16 protein-coding genes and 1 riboswitch are annotated in these 18,414 nt (G+C 52.6%); of the genes, 14 read left to right on the plus strand and 2 right to left on the minus strand.

Annotated features, from left to right (window positions below; all coding sequences use genetic code 11):
- The first annotated feature begins 123 nt into the window (after positions 1-123).
- The 4 genes from EDM54_RS23135 to holA all read left to right on the plus strand — a co-directional run bounded on the left by EDM54_RS23135 (position 124) and on the right by holA (position 5,278).
- Positions 124-2,508: a DNA internalization-related competence protein ComEC/Rec2 gene (locus EDM54_RS23135; RefSeq protein WP_122958858.1), complete on the plus strand. Its 2,385-nt coding sequence runs from the start codon at positions 124-126 to the stop codon at positions 2,506-2,508.
- 52 nt (positions 2,509-2,560) lie between these two features.
- Positions 2,561-3,106, plus strand: a complete 546-nt coding sequence (locus EDM54_RS23140) for an RNA polymerase sigma factor (RefSeq protein ID WP_003390730.1) — start codon at positions 2,561-2,563, stop codon at positions 3,104-3,106.
- Positions 3,106-3,978: an anti-sigma factor family protein gene (locus EDM54_RS23145; RefSeq protein ID WP_039070547.1), complete on the plus strand. Its 873-nt coding sequence runs from the start codon at positions 3,106-3,108 to the stop codon at positions 3,976-3,978. Before EDM54_RS23140 ends, EDM54_RS23145 begins: the two co-directional genes overlap by 1 nt.
- A gap of 253 nt (positions 3,979-4,231) precedes the next feature.
- Complete coding sequence (gene holA, locus EDM54_RS23150) at positions 4,232-5,278, plus strand: DNA polymerase III subunit delta (protein ID WP_003390726.1); 1,047 nt, start codon at positions 4,232-4,234, stop codon at positions 5,276-5,278.
- A gap of 158 nt (positions 5,279-5,436) precedes the next feature.
- On the opposite strand, the gene rpsT is transcribed toward holA, so the two are convergent.
- Complete coding sequence (gene rpsT, locus EDM54_RS23155) at positions 5,437-5,712, minus strand: 30S ribosomal protein S20 (RefSeq protein ID WP_003390724.1); 276 nt, start codon at positions 5,710-5,712, stop codon at positions 5,437-5,439.
- Between the two features lie 159 nt (positions 5,713-5,871).
- On the opposite strand from rpsT, the gene gpr reads away from it, so the two are divergent.
- The 8 genes from gpr to nikC all read left to right on the plus strand — a co-directional run bounded on the left by gpr (position 5,872) and on the right by nikC (position 14,605).
- Complete coding sequence (gene gpr, locus EDM54_RS23160; protein WP_003390721.1) at positions 5,872-6,978, plus strand: GPR endopeptidase; 1,107 nt, start codon at positions 5,872-5,874, stop codon at positions 6,976-6,978.
- A 195-nt stretch (positions 6,979-7,173) separates the two neighbouring features.
- Positions 7,174-8,355: a stage II sporulation protein P gene (gene spoIIP / locus EDM54_RS23165; RefSeq protein ID WP_003390718.1), complete on the plus strand. Its 1,182-nt coding sequence runs from the start codon at positions 7,174-7,176 to the stop codon at positions 8,353-8,355.
- 6 nt (positions 8,356-8,361) lie between these two features.
- Entirely contained in the window at positions 8,362-8,667 is a 306-nt protein-coding gene (locus tag EDM54_RS23170) for a DUF3679 domain-containing protein (RefSeq protein WP_122958859.1), read from the plus strand.
- A gap of 225 nt (positions 8,668-8,892) precedes the next feature.
- Complete coding sequence (locus tag EDM54_RS23175; RefSeq protein WP_024984584.1) at positions 8,893-9,858, plus strand: ABC transporter ATP-binding protein; 966 nt, start codon at positions 8,893-8,895, stop codon at positions 9,856-9,858.
- A gap of 24 nt (positions 9,859-9,882) precedes the next feature.
- Positions 9,883-10,854, plus strand: coding sequence for an ABC transporter ATP-binding protein (locus EDM54_RS23180; RefSeq protein WP_003390710.1), 972 nt, complete (start codon positions 9,883-9,885; stop codon positions 10,852-10,854).
- A gap of 101 nt (positions 10,855-10,955) precedes the next feature.
- A complete protein-coding gene (locus EDM54_RS23185) occupies positions 10,956-12,605 on the plus strand; it encodes an ABC transporter substrate-binding protein (protein WP_003390708.1) in 1,650 nt (549 codons plus the stop codon).
- Positions 12,606-12,688: 83 nt separating this feature from the next.
- Positions 12,689-13,699 carry an ABC transporter permease gene (locus EDM54_RS23190; protein WP_031932405.1) on the plus strand — a complete coding sequence of 337 codons (1,011 nt, stop codon included), beginning with the start codon at positions 12,689-12,691 and terminating at the stop codon, positions 13,697-13,699.
- Between the two features lie 12 nt (positions 13,700-13,711).
- Positions 13,712-14,605, plus strand: coding sequence for a nickel transporter permease (gene nikC, locus EDM54_RS23195; protein ID WP_003390704.1), 894 nt, complete (start codon positions 13,712-13,714; stop codon positions 14,603-14,605).
- 229 nt (positions 14,606-14,834) lie between these two features.
- On the opposite strand, the gene EDM54_RS23200 is transcribed toward nikC, so the two are convergent.
- Complete coding sequence (locus EDM54_RS23200) at positions 14,835-15,626, minus strand: alpha/beta fold hydrolase (RefSeq protein ID WP_003390703.1); 792 nt, start codon at positions 15,624-15,626, stop codon at positions 14,835-14,837.
- A gap of 125 nt (positions 15,627-15,751) precedes the next feature.
- Here EDM54_RS23200 and EDM54_RS23205 point away from each other — a divergent pair, with 125 nt between their 5' ends.
- Positions 15,752-16,849, plus strand: coding sequence for a M24 family metallopeptidase (locus tag EDM54_RS23205; RefSeq protein ID WP_003390701.1), 1,098 nt, complete (start codon positions 15,752-15,754; stop codon positions 16,847-16,849).
- A 55-nt stretch (positions 16,850-16,904) separates the two neighbouring features.
- Positions 16,905-17,114, plus strand: a riboswitch (cobalamin riboswitch).
- A gap of 190 nt (positions 17,115-17,304) precedes the next feature.
- Entirely contained in the window at positions 17,305-18,354 is a 1,050-nt protein-coding gene (locus EDM54_RS23210; protein ID WP_003390699.1) for an ABC transporter substrate-binding protein, read from the plus strand.
- The last annotated feature ends 60 nt before the right edge of the window (positions 18,355-18,414 follow it).

The following is an 18,414-nucleotide window of genomic DNA, read 5'->3' on the forward strand; positions in this document are numbered from 1 at the left end:
TTCTATGAAAGGAAGGGCGACAGTCAGGCAGCTTTTGCCCTCACAAAAAGCAGGGTCTTTTTTTTGTCCCGGAGAAGCGGTGTACACTGGTTGCTCCGATGCTTGATCCGGGAGGGGGATATCTTGACTGCTTTTGGGGCTAGTCTATCGTATCTGGCAGGGGTACTTGCCGGAGCTTATTTGTCGATTGCCTGGCTGTTTCTCTTTGCAGGGCTGCTTGCTGCAGTGTGCGTGTTTATTCCCAAGGAGGCTGGAAAGAAGCTGAGCCTCGTCAGTCTGATCTGTATTGGCAGCGGATTTTATTTTCATGTCTATGATAGCATGCATCAATCCTATTTGCGTGTCCCGGCTGCGGAGGAATCGCTGATCCATTTTCGCGGAGAGATTGCGACACCTGTCAAGCGTGACGGCGATTCGGCACGTTTTTTTCTTCTGGTTGAGAGCGTCGGGGTCAGCAGGGAACAAATGGAGGATTTGCCCGGCGCAGAGCGGATTGCGTTTCGGGTTGGATTAGAGCAAGAGCAGGAGGCAATGGCCATCGAGCAATGGCTTCCGGGTGACCGGATTGCGGGCAAGATGCTGTTGAGCTTGCCCGCAGGAGCCCGCAATCCGCACGCATTTGACTACGCGCGCTACCTGAGATGGCAGGGAGTTTACGTCACAGGTGAGGCGGAATATGGGGAGCTCGTCAGGGGAGAGGCCAGGACCGGGGTGATGAGGCTGTTCCATCAATGGCAAAACGATGCCAAGGAACGGCTGGACCGCGTATTCAGAGACGACGAAACGTCCGGCTATATGAGCTCGCTATTGCTGGGGGTAACTGACGGCGTTTCCCCGGAGACGCAGGAAATGTACGCCAATCTGGGGATCAGCCATGTTCTGGCGATTTCCGGCCTGCATGTTACGCTCGTCAGCGGCATGTTCCTGTGGGGGATCGAACGTCTTGGCGTTCCGCGAAAAACAGCGCTTGTTTGCACGATCGGGATGCTCGCAGGGTATGTGCTTCTGGTCGGAGCCAGCGCTTCTGCCGTGCGTGCCGGGATCATGGGAGGCATCGGCCTGTTGTACCAGGCGATGAGCCGGAAAATGGATGGAAAAGAACTGTGGGGCTGGGCCTTGATCGGTATGCTGACTGTCAATCCGTATCAACTGTGGCATATCGGCTTTCAACTTTCCTTTGCCGTCACGCTCGGCTTGCTCGTTTACGTCCCGATCAGCCTGGCGTGCATACGGTTTGGACCTTCCTGGCTGCGGGCAAGTCTAGGCGTCACCTTTGCCGCACAAGCTGTTTCGTTTCCTTTCCTGCTCTATCACTTTCATCAGTCACACTCTGTATCCTGGCTGGTCAATCTCGTCGCCGTCCCAATCCTATCCCTCGTAGTGCTTCCCGCAGGGTATGCAGCATTGCTCGGCAGCTTGCTTCATCCTGCTCTGGCCGTGCTGCCATCAGGTTTGGCATCGTGGATACTGGAGTGGCTGCACGATCCCTTATTTCGACTCCATCAGACAAATGTTCCGTTTTCTTATTGGCCGCATCCGGATTTGTGGTGGATGATTGCCTATGCCGTCTTTTTGGTTTTGCTCCCGATATTATGGAAAAACGGCTACCATCGGCGCAGGGATTTTTGGCTCTACGTAGCGGTCTATTTTCTCTTGCTCATCCTAGCCAGGCAGCCGTTTTCAGGGACTGAAGAAGTACGAATTACCTTCCTGGATGTAGGGCAAGGGGATTCTATCGTTGTCGAGATTGGTAAAAAGAAGGTATACTTAATTGATGCGGGAGGGACACCTGTGTACCGGAACAGGGACTCCTGGAGGAAAAAACGCGATCCGTTTGAGGTAGGTAAAGATATCGTATCCCCGTTTTTACGGGCAAGGGGAATAGAACGGATCGACTATGTGGTGATGACGCACGGGGATCACGACCACATCGGAGGGATGGGAGCACTCGTATCGCGCTTTTCGATTGGTGCCGTACTAGTAAATGGCTCATCTCCCCGTGAAGAAGAAGAGAGCCTGATTGCGCGTTTCCGCGAGCGCCGTATCCCGGTACTGACAGGGAGGCCTGATCTAGCCTGGACGGATGGTCCGGGGGTGGAGTGGGTTTGGCTTCATCCTGATGGGAGCGGCACACAGACGGGCAACGATGCATCTGTTGTGCTCCAGCTTACCGCGTACGGTAAGACCGTACTCTTCACCGGTGATCTGGAGGAAAGAGGGGAAAATCAACTGCTGGCGGGGAAGCTGTCTCCGTCTGTAGATGTTTTGAAAGTAGGCCATCACGGCAGTCGCACATCCACTACTGCCGATTTTCTGGCTGCCATACAACCGAAAAACGCCGTCATTTCTGCCGGACAAAAAAACCGCTACGGGCATCCCTCGCCTGCGGTACTAACAAGATTACATGAAGCGGGTGCAAAGGTATTTCGAACCGATTTGCAGGGAGCGATCACACTCGTGATCCGGAAAGACTCCATCTATTGGGAGACGCAAATTTCCGATACATAAATACTTGCAACCTTTTTTAACAGCGCCCCGTCTGTAGGAGGGAGAGGAGAATATGGGAGAAGCAGAGTTAATCAGGAAAGCGCAATCCGGGGATCATGAAGCGCTTGTAGAGCTCCTCCGCACAATTGAGACCTCTGTCTACCGTAGCGCCTTTTACATCCTTGGCAATGAACAGGATGCTCTCGATGCCGCACAAGAAGCATTGATCAGGATTTATCGTAAAATAGATACGTACCAGGAGAAGGCGAAATTTTCCACATGGGTACAGCGGGTCGTGAGCAATGTCTGCATGGATAAATTTCGCGCGAAGAAAGAGACGGTCTCGATTGACGAGCACGAGTTAATCATTCCTGATCGTAACAACGTGGAAGACGAAATCCTTCTCAACAGTTTGTCGCAAGATATAAAAGCGGCAATTGGAAAATTGCCAAAGCAGTATCGCATGGTAGTCGTCCTGCGCTATCTGGAGGACTTCTCTTATCAGGAGATTGCCGAAGCGCTGGAATTGCCGCTAAACACTGTCAAATCGTACTTGTTTCGGGCCAGACAACAGCTTCAAGAGCTGTTGCACGACTACGAGAAAGGGGGGATAGGTTGATGACCGACGAAGAAATTTGGGAATGCATGCAGCGGGATCTGGATGGAGATCTCTCACCGGAAGAGAAGCGGCAGCTTCATGACTTACTCCTAAAGAAGCCAAGCATGCAGCTCATGTATGACCGTTTGAAAAAAGTATCCGAGCAGTTGGAACAGCTTCCCCCTGTGACACCGAGGTTTAGTATTGTCGACACGATTTTGCCGCAGCTGGAGTCCGAGAAGGTCCGGCCAGCTGCCGCAGCCGGCTCGGAAAAGGAGATTTTGCCGAAGCTGGAGCCAAAGCAGTTGACAGCGAAAACATCACCCGTGCATGAGCGGCGAAAGTGGAACCGCGTCACCCTGTGGACGGCGCGGATCGGAAGCGGTGTTGTTGCTGCCAGTTTGTTGATCGGCCTTGTAGTAATGGGGAATCCCGCAAGTTCCCCGGATGAAGACGAATACCGGCAAGGAACGTCGGTCCAGCCTCCAGAAGAGGTCCAACCGGCTGTAGTGGGGCCGCCCACTCCCCCTCCCAGCAATAATCCATCTCAACCTATCGTACCTGAGGAGGAGAAGGAGCAGTCCCAGAAAGAACAACCGGTTAAACGACAGACTCCAAAACAAAAGACAACGCCAGTAAAACAACAGCAGCAACAGGTTCCAGCAAAAACGCAAAAGCCTGATCCAAACGTGCCCAAGCCCCCACCGAAGCCGGCCGTGAAAGGTCAGGACGAGAAGCCTGCCTTTCCGTACGGTGTAGCAGTACCGGATGAAGAAGAGAAGAAGAAGGAAAAAGAAAAAAAGGAAAAAGAAAAGGAAAAGCAGGACAAGAAGAAAGATGACGACGATGATCAAGATGATCGTCAAGACAAGGACAAAGACGATGAGGATTGACTAGGAATCCCTCGTGTCGAAAGCAAATGATGACAAGTGTACTGGCACCGATCCGGCAAGGGATGCGTATAGTAAAGTATCAAGCACCCCCTGCTTACCGTTTCGGGAGGAGGTATCCCGGGGCTTCTCCCCAAAACGTTTACATAGAGGTGCCAACGGAAGAAAACCGTGACCTGATGGGTTGCGGTTTTTTCGTTTGCAGGTGCACGTCTATGCTATAATTACACCGAATACGACCTTAGGGGGGGACATCATGCCGCTTCTTTCGGCAATTCGGGAGATCAGACAAAAACAGTTCGCTCCGATTTATGTACTTTACGGACCCGAGTCCTTTCTCGCTGAGGAATTCATGACTCTAGCAAAGCGGGAAATGATCGATCCGGCATACGCGGATTTGAACCTGAGCGTGTACGACTGTACGGAAACCCCGCTGTCTCACATATTGCAGGATGCGGAGACGCTGCCTTTTCTGGGGGAGCATCGCCTGGTTATCGCCAAGCAAGCGTATTTTTTGACAGGCAGCAAGCCGCAGACGAAGCACGAGAGCGATCCGAATGTCCTGATTCCTTATCTGGAGCAACCGCCGTCATACACGACACTGATCCTGTACACGGATGCAGATAAACTGGACGAACGAAAAAAACTGGTGAAAAGCTTGCAGCAAAAAGCGAGGGTAATCCCGTTTCCGCACCTGCGAGATTCGGATTTGTACGCATGGATCGAGCGTCAAGCCCAGAAATACGAAACCAGTATGGAGAGATCGCTCGCAGCCAAGCTGGCGGAGCGGATCGGCGGAGATTTGCGCCTGCTTGACAAAGAGCTGGAAAAAATGTCTTTGTACGTTGGCGGGAAGGGCGGCGTGATTACAGACGAAGTGATCGAGAAGCTGGCCTCTCGGACATTGGAGCAAGACGTTTTTGCCCTGATCGAACAGATCGCCGCAGGCAGGCTGGACAAGGGGCTGCGCATGCTGTACGACTGTTTGAAGACGGGAGAAGAGCCGATTCGTCTGCTCGCGCTGATGGCCAGACAATTTCGTCTGTTGCTGCACGTCCGGCAATGGGCGCCCAAGGGCTATTCGCAACAGCAGTTGGCCGGGATGCTGAAGGTTCATCCATATGCAGTGAAAAAGGCGGGAGAACAGGCCCGCTATTTTTCAGAAGAGGCGCTTCGCAAGCTTCTTGCCATTTTGGCGGAAGAGGATTTCCGGATGAAGTCGGGACAGGTGGACAAGCGGCTGGCTCTGGAGCTGTTTATGACGCGCGTATTTGAGGAAAGGATGAAAGCCAAGCGGTCCTGACCGTTTGGCTTTTTGTCCGTCCAGGACGCTGCCTTTCTGTTTGCTAGAGAAAGGGCGTCGCTTCAGAAGAAAAAACGAGCTTCAGAACAGCGATGCGACAAATTTTTTCAAACAAAAAACCCGTGAACGAAATGTTCGCGGGTTTTTCCGGTTCAACGTTACGCTACAGGAGCAGACAGAACGTTGAGCTTTTTCATCAAGCGAGACTTTTGACGGTTTGCTGCGTTTTTATGAATGAGACCTTTCGTAGCGGCCTTGTCCAGCTTTTTCACAGCCACCAGAAGAGTGGATTTCGCCAAATCTACATCTTGAGCAGCTACCGCTTTCTCAAAGTTTTTCACAGCAGTACGCAGATCGGACTTTTGAGAAGCACGTTGTGCGCGGCGCTTTTCGATTTGCTTGGTGCGTTTAATCGCGGATTTAATGTTTGGCATGTGTGTCACCTCCTTAGACGACCATGGGCGTGCAATACATACAACAAAACATATTCTAGCATGCAGTTCACCCATTTGCAAGAAAGGATTCGGAATAAAAAATGATGATTCAAGCAAGCTAGTAGCAGGAACAAAATGGGGAAAGGAAGTGTCACGGTGATGGAACACAATATCGACTTGTCAAGGTACGCTATACGAACAGACCTTGCTCTGGAGGCACATGAGCTGGTACAAGAGCAGCAGAGCGCTTCCGATGTCATGCCGGGAGTGCGGATTGAAACGGATGACAGCGAGCGGGGAATCAAGGTTACCCGTCTGCAGGTGGAAACCGAGGAGGCGGGGAGAACTATCGGGAAACTGCCAGGCCACTATATCACCATCGAAGTGCCAAAGCTGCGGGACAACGATACAGCGGTCGAAGAGCAGGTCGCGCGGCGCTTTACAAAAGAGTTTGCCGCTTTTCTTGAACGCCTGGGGATTACGGAGGACAAAAAGGCGCTCGTCGTCGGTTTGGGAAACTGGAATGTGACGCCGGACGCTCTGGGACCAATGGTCGTGGAGAACCTCCTGGTGACTCGCCATCTGTTTACGCTTGCACCAGAGTCGGTAGAGGAAGGGTATCGGGAGGTAAGCGCCTTGTCCCCAGGGGTACTCGGCATTACCGGCATCGAGACGAGTGAAATTGTTTTCGGCGTGGTGGAAAAGAGCAAGCCTGACTTCGTCATATGCATTGACGCCTTGGCCTCGCGGGCGCTCCATCGGGTAAATACCACGATCCAGATCTCCGATACCGGTATTCATCCGGGATCAGGCGTCGGCAACAAGCGGAAGGCAATCGACAAACAGACGCTTGGTGTTCCGGTAATCGCGATCGGCGTTCCGACAGTCGTTTTTGCCTCGACGATTGTGAACGATGCGATTACGTATCTGCTCGGCCATTTCGGTCAATCCATGAAGGAGAGCAGCCGGGCATTCAACAAGCTGGCGATGAGCTCGCTCCCCGAGCGGAAGGAACCGTACACCGAGGAGGACCTGCCGGACATGGAGTCGAGGAAGACCTTTATGGGATTGGTAGGCTCGCTTCCCGAACAAGAGAAGCAGCAACTGATCCATGAAGTTCTGCGCCCGCTTGGTCAGGATTTGGTAGTTACGCCAAAAGAGGTAGACGATTTTATCGAGGGGGTCGCCAACGTGATCGCGACCGGTTTGAATCGTGCTCTTCACCGTGCTGTGGACGGTCAAAACAGTGCCGCATATACGCATTGAGGGAGCGTAAACGGCGAACACAAGCGGAGCAGACAAGTCCCAACCTCCGCAAAAAAACGCAAGCAAAACACAATTGAGAGAAAAGCTAGGAAGGGGTTCTATCGTCTCTATGACGCTCATAGGCTAAAGCATAGACAAGCGGTCGACGAGCAGGTCGTCTTGGATTGTCAACGCCGCAGCATGAGGAGGAGACAGATGGCACCCCTGATACAACGTCAATTTATTATCCTTTCCATACTTACCGCCTTTCTCTTTGTAGTGACTGGACTGATGTCCCTCGGCGGAAATCGCGTCATGATCGTCTCGACTGCGGTTCAACAGGCAGCCGCCCACGTGTCCAGCTTGCACATGCTGAAATGGATGGGCCAGGAGATTCCTGCCCTGACTGATACTGTACACGCCTCGACAGACAGAGGGGCAAACAGCGTGACTGGCTTCATGTTTCAGCTTGCGACAAGCATCAATCCGGGCGATTTGCGCAGCTTGCTGGGCCGAGAGATCCCCGGATTGTTGACAGGGGAAGCTCCGCGTTTTGGCAATGCGGGAGAGGGAACGGCGCTCGCCGAACATTATGCCGAGTACCCGCCTGCTCCAAAGCAGGTGATCGATGCATCTCCTCCCGCTGCAAACGCGGAGCCGGCCGTAGAAGCGACTGCCCCGGCAGCAGAAGACAATAAAAAAGATCCTGCAGCAAGACCTACGACAGGCAACAAAAAAATCGTCTATGTGTACCACTCCCACAACCGCGAGTCATGGCTGAGCGAGACAAAGCAGGTCGGGACATCCGTCAATCATCCAAAACGAAATATTTCACTGGTAGGAGAGCATCTCGCCGAAAAGCTGAACGACCTCGGGATCGGGGCAGATGTAAATCGGGATGACATTTATCAGCGTTTGCTGGACAAAGGCAGAGACTATACGCATTCTTACGCAGAATCCCTGCAAGCGATACGGACAGCAACCGAAAAAAACCGGGAGCTCCACTATTTCTTCGACCTTCATCGCGATACGCTTCCGCGAAAGGAAACGACCGTCACCATCAAGGGAAAAACGTATGCAAGAACGCTGTTCGTCGTCGGCAAACGCAACAAAAACTACGAGAAAAACGAAGCCTTTGCCGACGCTCTTCATCAGATTATGGAGAAGAAGTATCCGGGATTGTCGCGCGGCAAGCTGGAAAAAGGGGCAAAAACTGATCACGGCGAGTATAATCAGTCCATTTCACCGGGAAGTCTGTTAATAGAGATCGGAGGCACGGAAAATACGCTGCAGGAGTCGCTCAATACGGCAGAAGCGATCGCAGACGTATTCGCGGAGTACTATTGGCAGGCGGAGAAGGTAACGAAGCCCGAAACAGGGCCGCCCGCGAAAGGGTGAGTGGGAATGAATGTGACGGTAAAGCTGACAGGACTTTTATTCGTCCTGCTGATCGGAGTGGTGCTGGGCTTGCAAACGGCGGAGCGCGGCATCCAGAAGGTGAGCGGAATGCCGGAGCAGCCGCCGCAAACCTTTTCCATCAAAAAGATAGATAACGGGAAAATGGAAATCGCCGTGATGGGCAAGCAAGTCCAGACAGCGCCCGGTCAGGTGGTCAACTACATGAGCAATGCAGGGCAATCCTTGGGTCAGATCGTAAAAGACGGCGCTCGGGGCGCGATCGAGTGGCTAGCCAGTATTTTTGACCCATAAGAGTAGTTTACGGACAAACAGATTGGCGAAAAAGCAAGAGGATGCAAACAAGCCCGCCATGCGGGCTTTTCTTCATTTGGTTCCGTTATAGGTAATATTTAATATGTTTAGCCTAATTGTAATTTTCTAAATTTAATATGTTGCCAAAAAATTGGATTAATGGCATAATGTTGACAGTTAGTCATCTTGTCCCATGGAATATAAAGGTTAGAGAGGTGCACCTGCATGTCACAGCCAGTATTGGAAATCGAAAACTTGCAAACGCACTTTTTTACAGACCGCGGGCAAATACCGGCGGTCGATGGTGTCACCATTACCGTAAACAAGGGAGAAGTGCTCGGGATCGTCGGCGAGTCCGGGTGCGGAAAAAGCGTAACCTCCCTGTCTGTCATGAAACTGGTTCCCAACCCCCCGGGAAAGATTGTCGGAGGCTCCATCAAATTTAAAGGGGAGGACCTCGTGTTGGCCAGCGAAAAGCGGATGAGAGAGATTCGCGGAAACGAAATCGCGATGATTTTTCAGGAGCCGATGACCTCGCTCAACCCTGTTTATACGATAGGCGACCAGATCGGGGAAGCCATTCGCTTGCATATGAAAGTGGGCAAAAAAGAAGCGCTCGGGCGCGCTGTAGAGATGCTGAAAAAAGTAGGCATTCCGAGGGCGGAAGGAATTGTCCGCGAATATCCGCACCAGCTTTCGGGCGGGATGCGCCAGAGGGTCATGATCGCGATGGCGATGGCCTGCAATCCGGAGCTTTTGATCGCGGACGAACCAACGACAGCGCTTGACGTGACGATCCAGGCTCAGATCCTCGATTTGATGAGGCATGTGAATAAAGAGTCGGGAACGGCTATTTTGCTGATTACACATGACCTGGGCGTGGTAGCGGAAATGTGTCATCGCGTTGTCGTCATGTACGCGGGCAATGTGGTGGAGGAGGGCGATGTTCGGACGATCCTGAAAGAACCGAAGCATCCATACACCATCGGCCTGCTGAACTCCTTGCCCAAGCTGGAAGTATCGCAGGAACGGCTTTATTCCATCCCCGGAAACGTCCCGATACCCGGCTCGATACAGATGGGGTGCAGGTTCTCGCCGCGGTGCGAACAGGCAGACGACAAGTGCCGGACGCAGATGCCGGAGCTGAAGACAGTGGGAGCCAATCATCGTGCCCGCTGCTGGATGACGTAAATAAATCCCGAAAGGAGCATGCAGGTGGCTGAAGATCTGCTCATCGTCAAGAATCTGAAGAAATACTACCCGATCACAGGCGGCGTATTCGGGAAAGAGGTAGGCGTCGTCAAAGCCGTAGATGACGTCTCGTTTACCGTGAAGAGAGGGGAGACGTTTGGGCTGGTAGGAGAGAGCGGATGCGGGAAATCGACGACGGGCCGTTCCCTTTTGCGGCTGATCGAGCCCACCTCTGGAGAAGTGGTGTTCGACGGGACCGACATCATCGGCTTGCAGGGAGAAGCGCTGCGCAAGATGCGGCGCAATATGCAAATTGTTTTTCAGGATCCGTTCGCTTCTCTCAACCCTCGTCATAATATTGAAAAGATTCTGGAGGAGCCTTTGCGGGTGCACGGGATCGGTTCTCCGGCTGAACGAAAAGAGCGCGTCAGGGAGCTGCTTGAAGTGGTTGGTCTCTCCAGCTACCATGCGACGCGATATCCCCATCAGTTCAGCGGCGGCCAGCGGCAGCGGATCGGCATCGCCCGGGCTCTGATGCTCAATCCCAAGCTGATCGTGGCAGACGAGCCCGTTTCAGCCCTGGATGTTTCGATTCAGTCCCAGGTGCTCAATCTGATGCAGGATTTGCAGAGAGACTTGGGGTTGACCTATTTGTTTATCGCCCACGACCTGAGTGTCGTCCGGCATATCAGCGACCGTGTCGGAGTCATGTATTTGGGCAGGCTGGTAGAGCTTAGCCGGAGCGAGGAGCTTTACCGCCAGCCGCTGCATCCGTACACCCGAGCGCTTCTTTCAGCAGTACCTTCTCCCGATCCGGATGCGGTACGGGAGCGTATCATCCTGCAGGGAGATGTACCCAGTCCGTCCAACCCCCCGACAGGATGCACCTTCCACACGCGATGCCCGCATGTAACAGACGAATGCCGACAGGTTCGTCCGGACTTTCGGGACGTCGGCGGTGGCCACTTCGTAGCGTGCCATCTGTACAACGCATGACGCTGCCTCGCGAATTCCTTTCAAAGGGGGGATGCAAGACAACGTTGAGTGAGAAAAGCAGAGAAGAGATGTGCGGAAAATGGAAAAGGGGGAATTCATCCATGAAGAAGAAGGTTCTTACTGCAGCGATGACGAGCCTGCTCGCACTCTCCATGGTCCTTGCAGGGTGCTCAAGCTCGCAACCGGCTCAACAGCCGAGCGACCAGGGACAAGCGCAGCAGCAGACGCCGCCAGCAGAGCCCGCAAAGAACGAGCCGAAGCAGCTGATTATTGGACGTGGGGCTGACACGAAAAGTCTGGATCCGATCCGGGAAACGGATGGCGAAACATTCAGGGTGACTGAAAACATTTATGAAACGCTCGTGAGCTATGAGGATACAAACACGACGGTTATACCCGGACTGGCCGAGAGCTGGGAAATTTCCGAGGACGGCTTGACCTACACCTTCAAGCTTCGCCAGGGCGTAAAGTTCCATGATGGTACGGACTTCAATGCGGAAGCAGTCAAGTTCAACTTCGACCGCTGGATGGACAAGAGCAACAAATACCACAATCCAGAGGGATTCCCCTACTATAATGACATGTTTGGGGGATACAAAGGCGATCCTGATCACGTAATCAAAGAGATCAAGGTTGTGGACGCACACACGATTCAATTCGTTTTGAACAGGACCCAAGCCCCGTTCCTGGCAAACCTGGGCATGTCGCCGTTTGCCATCGCTTCGCCAAAAGCGATTGAAGGAGGCAAGCTGGGAGATGAGCCTGTAGGTACCGGGCCATTCAAGTTTGCGGGTTGGAAGCGCAATGACATCATCACCCTGGAGAAAAACCCGGACTACTGGAACAAGGGGTATCCGAAGCTGGACAAAGTCATCTTCAAGGTCATTCCGGAAAATACAGCGCGTCTGACAGCGCTGACGTCCGGAGAGATCGATCTGATGGATGGACTGAATCCGGACGATGCGGAAGCGGTAAAAGAAAACAAGGACCTGCAGCTGCTCCTGCGTCCATCGATGAACGTCGGTTACCTCGCGTTCAATACGGAGAAAAAGCCGTTTGACAATCCAAAGGTGCGTCAAGCGATCAGCCACGCGATCAACAAGCCCGAGATGGTGAAAGCATTCTACAGCGGCCTTGGCGAACCGGCTACCAACCCGATGCCGCCAAGTCTTTGGGGTTACAACGACCAGATCAAGGACCGCGAATACAACCTGGATCAAGCGAAAAAGCTGTTAGCGGAAGCTGGATACCCGAATGGCTTCAAGGTGCAGTTCATGGCCATGCCTGTTCCTCGTCCGTATATCCCGGACGGCAAAAAGATGGCAGAGGCGATTCAGCAGGATTTAAAGAAAATCGGCATCGAAACGGAAATCGTGACGATGGAGTGGGCTACGTATCTCGAAAAGACAAGGTTAGGCGAGTACGAGATGTGTCTGCTTGGCTGGAACGGCGACAACGGCGACCCGGACAACTTCCTGTACACGCTGCTCGACAAGAATACCATTAACGGAAACAATATTCCTCGCTACTCCAATGAAGAGGTTCATCAGCTTCTTTTGAAAGCGCAGTCCACGTCTGACCAGAAAGAGCGTGAAACCCTGTACAAAAAGGCGCAGGAGCTGATCTTTAACGACGCGCCTCTCGTTCCGATCGCTCACTCTACACCGCCGATTGCGGCCAAAGCGGGTGTTACCGGCTATCAGCCGCATCCAAAAGGCAGCGAGAGCGTAGAAAAAGTAGACATTCAGTAAAGTGTGGCAAGGGTAAGAAGAACCCTTTCTTCTTGCCCTTCTCTTTTATGTTCAACGATGGACGACGCAAGGAAAGCGAGGAGATGGCATTGCTGGCCTACACCATTAGAAGATTGTTGATGCTGATCCCAGTGTTACTAGGAATGTCGCTAATTGTTTTTGCTATTATTCACGCCATCCCGGGGGACCCGGCACTGACGATTTTGGGAGAGAAGGCAAGTCCGCAGGCTCTTGCGGATTTGCGGGAACAGCTGGGGCTGAACAACCCTTGGTATATGCAATACTTTCATTACTTGGGGAATCTTCTAAAAGGGGATTTGGGAGTCTCCTTGCACTCCAAAGCGCCAATTACCGTAGAAATGGGCCCATACTTGGCGGCGACGATTGAGTTGACTTTGGTGAGTATGCTGTTCGCAGTTTTTATCGGAGTGAATGCGGGAATCATCTCTGCCTGGAAACAGAACTCGTGGTTTGACTACACTTGCATGCTGATCGCTTTAATTGGAGTTTCCATGCCGGTATTTTGGCTGGGCTTGATGGAACAATGGGTATTTGCCCAGGAATTGAAGTGGCTGCCTTCTATTGGACGTGACAATCCGCGTGATCCAGTAGCTGAGATTACGCATTTTTATATAATTGATTCGATTCTTGCAGGTCGTTGGGATCATTTTCGAGATGTGGTGGAGCACTTGATTCTTCCGGGAATCGCGCTGGGAACGATTCCGATGGCGATTATTGCACGGATAACCCGTTCCAGCATGCTCGAAGTAATGCGGTCCGACTATATTCGGACGGCAAGGGCAAAAGGGCTTGGCCAGTTTTTTGTCGTGTACAAGCACGCCCTGAAAAATGCGTTGATTCCCGTACTGACGATTGTGGGGGTGCAAGTAGGCCTCCTGATCGGGGGGGCGGTATTAACCGAGACGATTTTCGGGTGGCCGGGTGTTGGGAGATACATCTATACGGCAATCGGAAACCGCGATTATCCCGTTATTCAGTCAGGAATTTTGGTCATCGCAACGATTTTTGTTCTGATTAACCTGGTGGTCGACCTCCTGTACGCTTACGTCGATCCGCGCATCAAATATCGCTGAGGAGGCAGTAAGATGGCAGAAACCCATGTGCAAACGGTACCAGTCAAGCAGATAAATGAGCCGATCTCCTCTCCGTGGCGCGATGCTTGGAGGATCCTGCGCAAGAACAAGATGGCCATTCTCGGATTCTGCATCATTCTTTTCTTCGTCTTGCTCGCAATCCTGGCACCGTTTATCACCCCGTACGAATACGACAAAGGAGAACTGGTTGATAAAAACCTGCCTCCCTCTGCTGAACACTGGTTTGGTACGGACTACAACGGGCGGGACGTCTTTACCCGTGTGATTTACGGCGCGCAGATCTCACTGCGAGTAGGGCTGTTTGCCGTGATCGGGTCCATCGTTGCCGGGACCTTCCTCGGCCTGTTAGCCGGCTACTACGGCAAATGGATCGATACGCTCATTTCGCGGTTGTTTGATATTATGCTTGCGTTTCCCAGCATTCTGTTGGCGATTGCGATTGTAGCTATACTCGGTCCATCTCTGGAGAATGCCTTGCTTGCGATTGCGATCGTGAATGTGCCCACCTATGGACGTCTTGTCCGTTCGCGGGTGCTTAGTCTGAAGGAAGAAGAATACGTGATGGCCGCCAGGGCGATCGGATCAAAGCATTCACATATTATCGTTCAGCATATTCTCCCTAACAGTTTGGCTCCGATCATCGTGACGGGAACACTTGGAATTGCGACCGCGATCATTGAAGCGGCAGCCTTGGGCTTTCTCGGCTTGGGAGCGCAAGCGCCTCAGCCGGAGTGGGGGTTGATGCTCTCCGACTCCCGCCAGTATATTCAAAAAGCGCCGTGGACAGTTATTTTCCCGGGCTTGTCCATCATGCTGACTGTACTTGGCTTTAACCTGATCGGAGACGGGCTGCGCGATGCGCTGGATCCGCGGATGAAAAACTAGGAGCAGCAATCGTTTTTGTGGTTGGCAGACGATGCTACCATGAGCACGGTAACGAAAAACCCCGAAATAAGCGAGGCTTGATTCGGGGTTTTTTCCTATCGGCGAACCTGACGCTTAGGCCCGGATAAGCGTTGACTCAGTATACAGACGCCGGCGACGGTGATCAAGGGCAGGGAGCCATACCGGTTTGTGTAATCCCGTATCATTGTTATGTTATCCCGTAGGACAATCAGACCGAAGAACCGGGGAGAGAACCGATAAATTCTCTGCAAAGGCGACTCAAAGACGAGGCAGTGCGAGTCACGATCTGGTGCTTTACGCCAGGGACAGCAACCAGTTTGGCTTTGGGCAGATGTTTTTCCAGAAGCTCGCCGTACGGATGCATGTGCTTGTCCTGCTGGCCGTATACGAGCAGCACAGGCTGCTTGATCTCATGCAACCGCTCTGTACAGCGATAGTGATGTCCGATCCTGTACAGGTGATGAAGAGTTTTGGCGTCCGTACGGCTGGCATGCTTTATCCACTGTTCTTTATCTGCCTGCTTGTCCAGGTGTGAGGAAGCCGTCGAGCGGGCTAGCAAGCTCACTCCTCCCAGCTTGGCAATGGCTTCGGCCAAATAAAAGCGGGAGTGCAGGTACAGCTCATTCACCTCGGAAAAACCGCTGATAAGTACAAGGCCCGCGATGGAATCTGGATGGCGCAGGCACCAATCCAGTGCGAGAGAAGCACCTTGGGAATAGCCCATTACGACGACTCGTTTATGTCCAAGAGCATGAATCATCTCCTCCAGCGTCTCGCTAAGATCGGCCATCGTAAAGGGGACAAAGAGCGGTTGACTCGCTCCGTGACCGGGAAGATCAGGCAGGATGAGTTGAAAGTGCTCGGCCAACCCGTGCAAACGGGAAAAGTTGATCATCCCGATGCCAGGTGCATGGATACATACAAGCGGCTGGCCGCTGCCGTAAAGCTGAACAGCCAGCCTGGAGCTATTTGCAGTTGGAACGATTGTATTTTCGCTCATTTTTCATTCACCTCCCCTTTATCCTGTCCTTACCTGTGCATAGTTTTTTCGTCCGTTCGCTTCTTTTTTTGGCAAGGAAATGGTATCCTCGCAGTATGATACCCAAAGAAAGGCGGTTGACCCGTTTGTATCAAGAACGCATTCAGCGCATTCTTGCTTATTTGCAAAAGCAAGGGATAGACGCTGCTTTGATTACACTGCCTAAGCACGTTTACTACCTGACAGGCTTTTTGACCGAGCCGCACGAACGTTTCATGGGCCTGGTTATTCCGGCCGCTGGAGAACCTTCCTTGATCGTTCCGGCACTGGACCGGGAAGCAGCCGCAGAAGCGTCAGGCATCAAACAAATCTTGACCCATACGGATACCGATAACCCGTATGAAGTGTTGAAACAAGCGCTTCCTTCCGGATTAAACAAGCTCGGGCTGGAAAAAAGCCATATGACCCTAGATCGTTTCGAAACGATGAGTGCACTCGTCTCTGCCGGAAGCTATGTCGATATCGAAGAGCCTCTCAGAGAGATGCGCCTGATCAAGACAGCCGATGAAGTGGCAAGGATCAAACACGCTGTCAAGCTGGTCGAAGACGCTCTTGATGAAACTGTGAAAAAAGTAAAGCCGGGTGTGACCGAGACGGAGTTAGTTGCCGAGCTGGAATACCAGATGAAGCGCCTCGGAGCGGAGGGACCTTCTTTCGCTTCGATGGTGTTGGCCGGTGAAAAGTCGGCGCTTCCTCATGGCAATCCGGGAGACCGGGACGTACGGGAAGGCGAACTGCTGCTGTTTGATATTGGCGTTTCCGCTGATGGCTACGTATCTGATATTACCCGCACTTTTGCGGTTGGAGATATCAGCGATCAGCTTCGGGACATCTACGCGACCGTTCTGGCAGCGAACGAAGCGGCTATCGCAGAGGTCCGTCCGGGCGTAACCTTCGCCCATCTCGATCAAACGGCGCGCGGTGTGATTGAAGCCAAAGGATACGGAGAGTACTTTATGCACCGTCTTGGCCACGGACTCGGCATGGATGTTCATGAGTACCCGTCCGTCCATGGGCAAAACCAGGAGGAGCTGCGTCCAGGCATGGTCTTTACCATCGAACCGGGTGTCTATGTTCCCGGGGTAGGCGGCGTACGCATTGAAGACGACGTGCTCGTCACGGAGGATGGATGCGAAGTGCTGACCCGCTATCCGAAAGAATTAACGGTAATCGGAAAAGGCTGATGCAACGGCGGAATCCCGATACGATCGGGAGGATCTCACGCAATCGCCGATCAACTGAATACATACGCTTTATGGTGTGAACCGGGTAGTCTCTTGTACCCGGCCACTTAAAAGGGAAGTTCGGTGAAAATCCGACGCGGTCCCGCCACTGTAAAGGGGAGTGTCCTTGCTGGTATCCACTGTTTCGCGGTCTAAACGCGAGATGGGAAGGGAGCAAGGCGTGATGATCCCAAGCCAGGAGACCTGCCAGAAAGCATACACGATCGACCCACGAGGATGGGGACAGTGTGACGAAGAAACGGCGCCAGACGCTATTGGTCTATCCTTTTGCCGTGTTTCTTTTGTCCGCTGCCCACAAAGGCATTCCCCGGCAAGATCGGAGGATGTCTTTTCTTTTTGAAATACAGGGGTAAGCAAGTACGATGAAACGCGAATGACAAAAGGAGGAAATAAGGATGAGAGCTTTCAACAAACGTCTTGGCTTTTTGTTTTTCGCCGGGGTTGCAGTTGTCCTGGCACTATCCGGATGCGGGGGAGCCGAGTCGAATTCGGCTGCAAACACTGTTGCCCCGACAAATGGCTCAACGCAATCAGCAGGAGGCGGAGAATCTGCAAATGCGGCGAATTCGACAAGTTCCTTGTCTCCTGTAACAATCGAAAACAATGGAAGAACCCTCACCTTTGCTGAAGCGCCGAGGAGAGCCGTATCACTCAGTCAGCATACTACCGAAATCATGCTCGCTCTGGGACTGGAAGACAAAATGGTCGGGACTGCTTATCTTGATGATCAGATTTTGCCTGAGCTTCAGGAGGCATATGCGAAGATTCCGGTGCTGTCCAAGCAGTATCCGTCAAAAGAAGTCCTCCTTGCCGCTGAACCGGACTTTGTGTACGCTGGCTGGAAGAGCGCCTTTACCGACAAAGCGGTCGGGACTGTCGAGGATTTGGAGAAAATGGGCGTTCACGCTTATTTGCAGCAATCTTCCAATATGACAGCACCGGGTCTTGAGGATGTGTACGCCGACATCCAAAATATCGGGCGCATTTTCCGAGTCGAACCAAAAGCGAATGAACTGATCGAGAAGATGAAAACGGAGATCAGGCAAATCAGCGATCACATCAAAGACGTGGCACGGCCGATTCCTGTGTTTGTCTATGACAGCGGAGAGGACAAGCCGTACACAGCTGCCAATAACTACATGACCAGGTTGATTGCGCTGGCAGGAGGCAAGAACATTTTCGACGATGTCCCGAAAGGATGGACAAGCGTAAGCTGGGAAGAGGTAGTCGCCCGCAAGCCGGAAGTGATCGTCATCGTTGATTACGGAGACAAAACCGTTGAACAAAAACGAAATCTGCTTTTGACAAAAAACGAATTGGCTGATCTGCCGGCCATTAAAAACAAGCGTATCGTCGTGCTGCCGCTCTCCGCAGCGGCTGAAGGAATTCGGGCGCCGTTCGCACTAAAAACTCTCGCGGAAGGACTTTATCCGGAGAAATTTTAACGGCAGGACCAATTCATTCCACGTTGGTTAGACCGGTCGATTTTTCCGAAGGAGTGAGAG

The sequence above is a fragment of the Brevibacillus borstelensis genome (genome assembly GCF_003710865.1).
Lineage (GTDB): Bacteria > Bacillota > Bacilli > Brevibacillales > Brevibacillaceae > Brevibacillus > Brevibacillus borstelensis.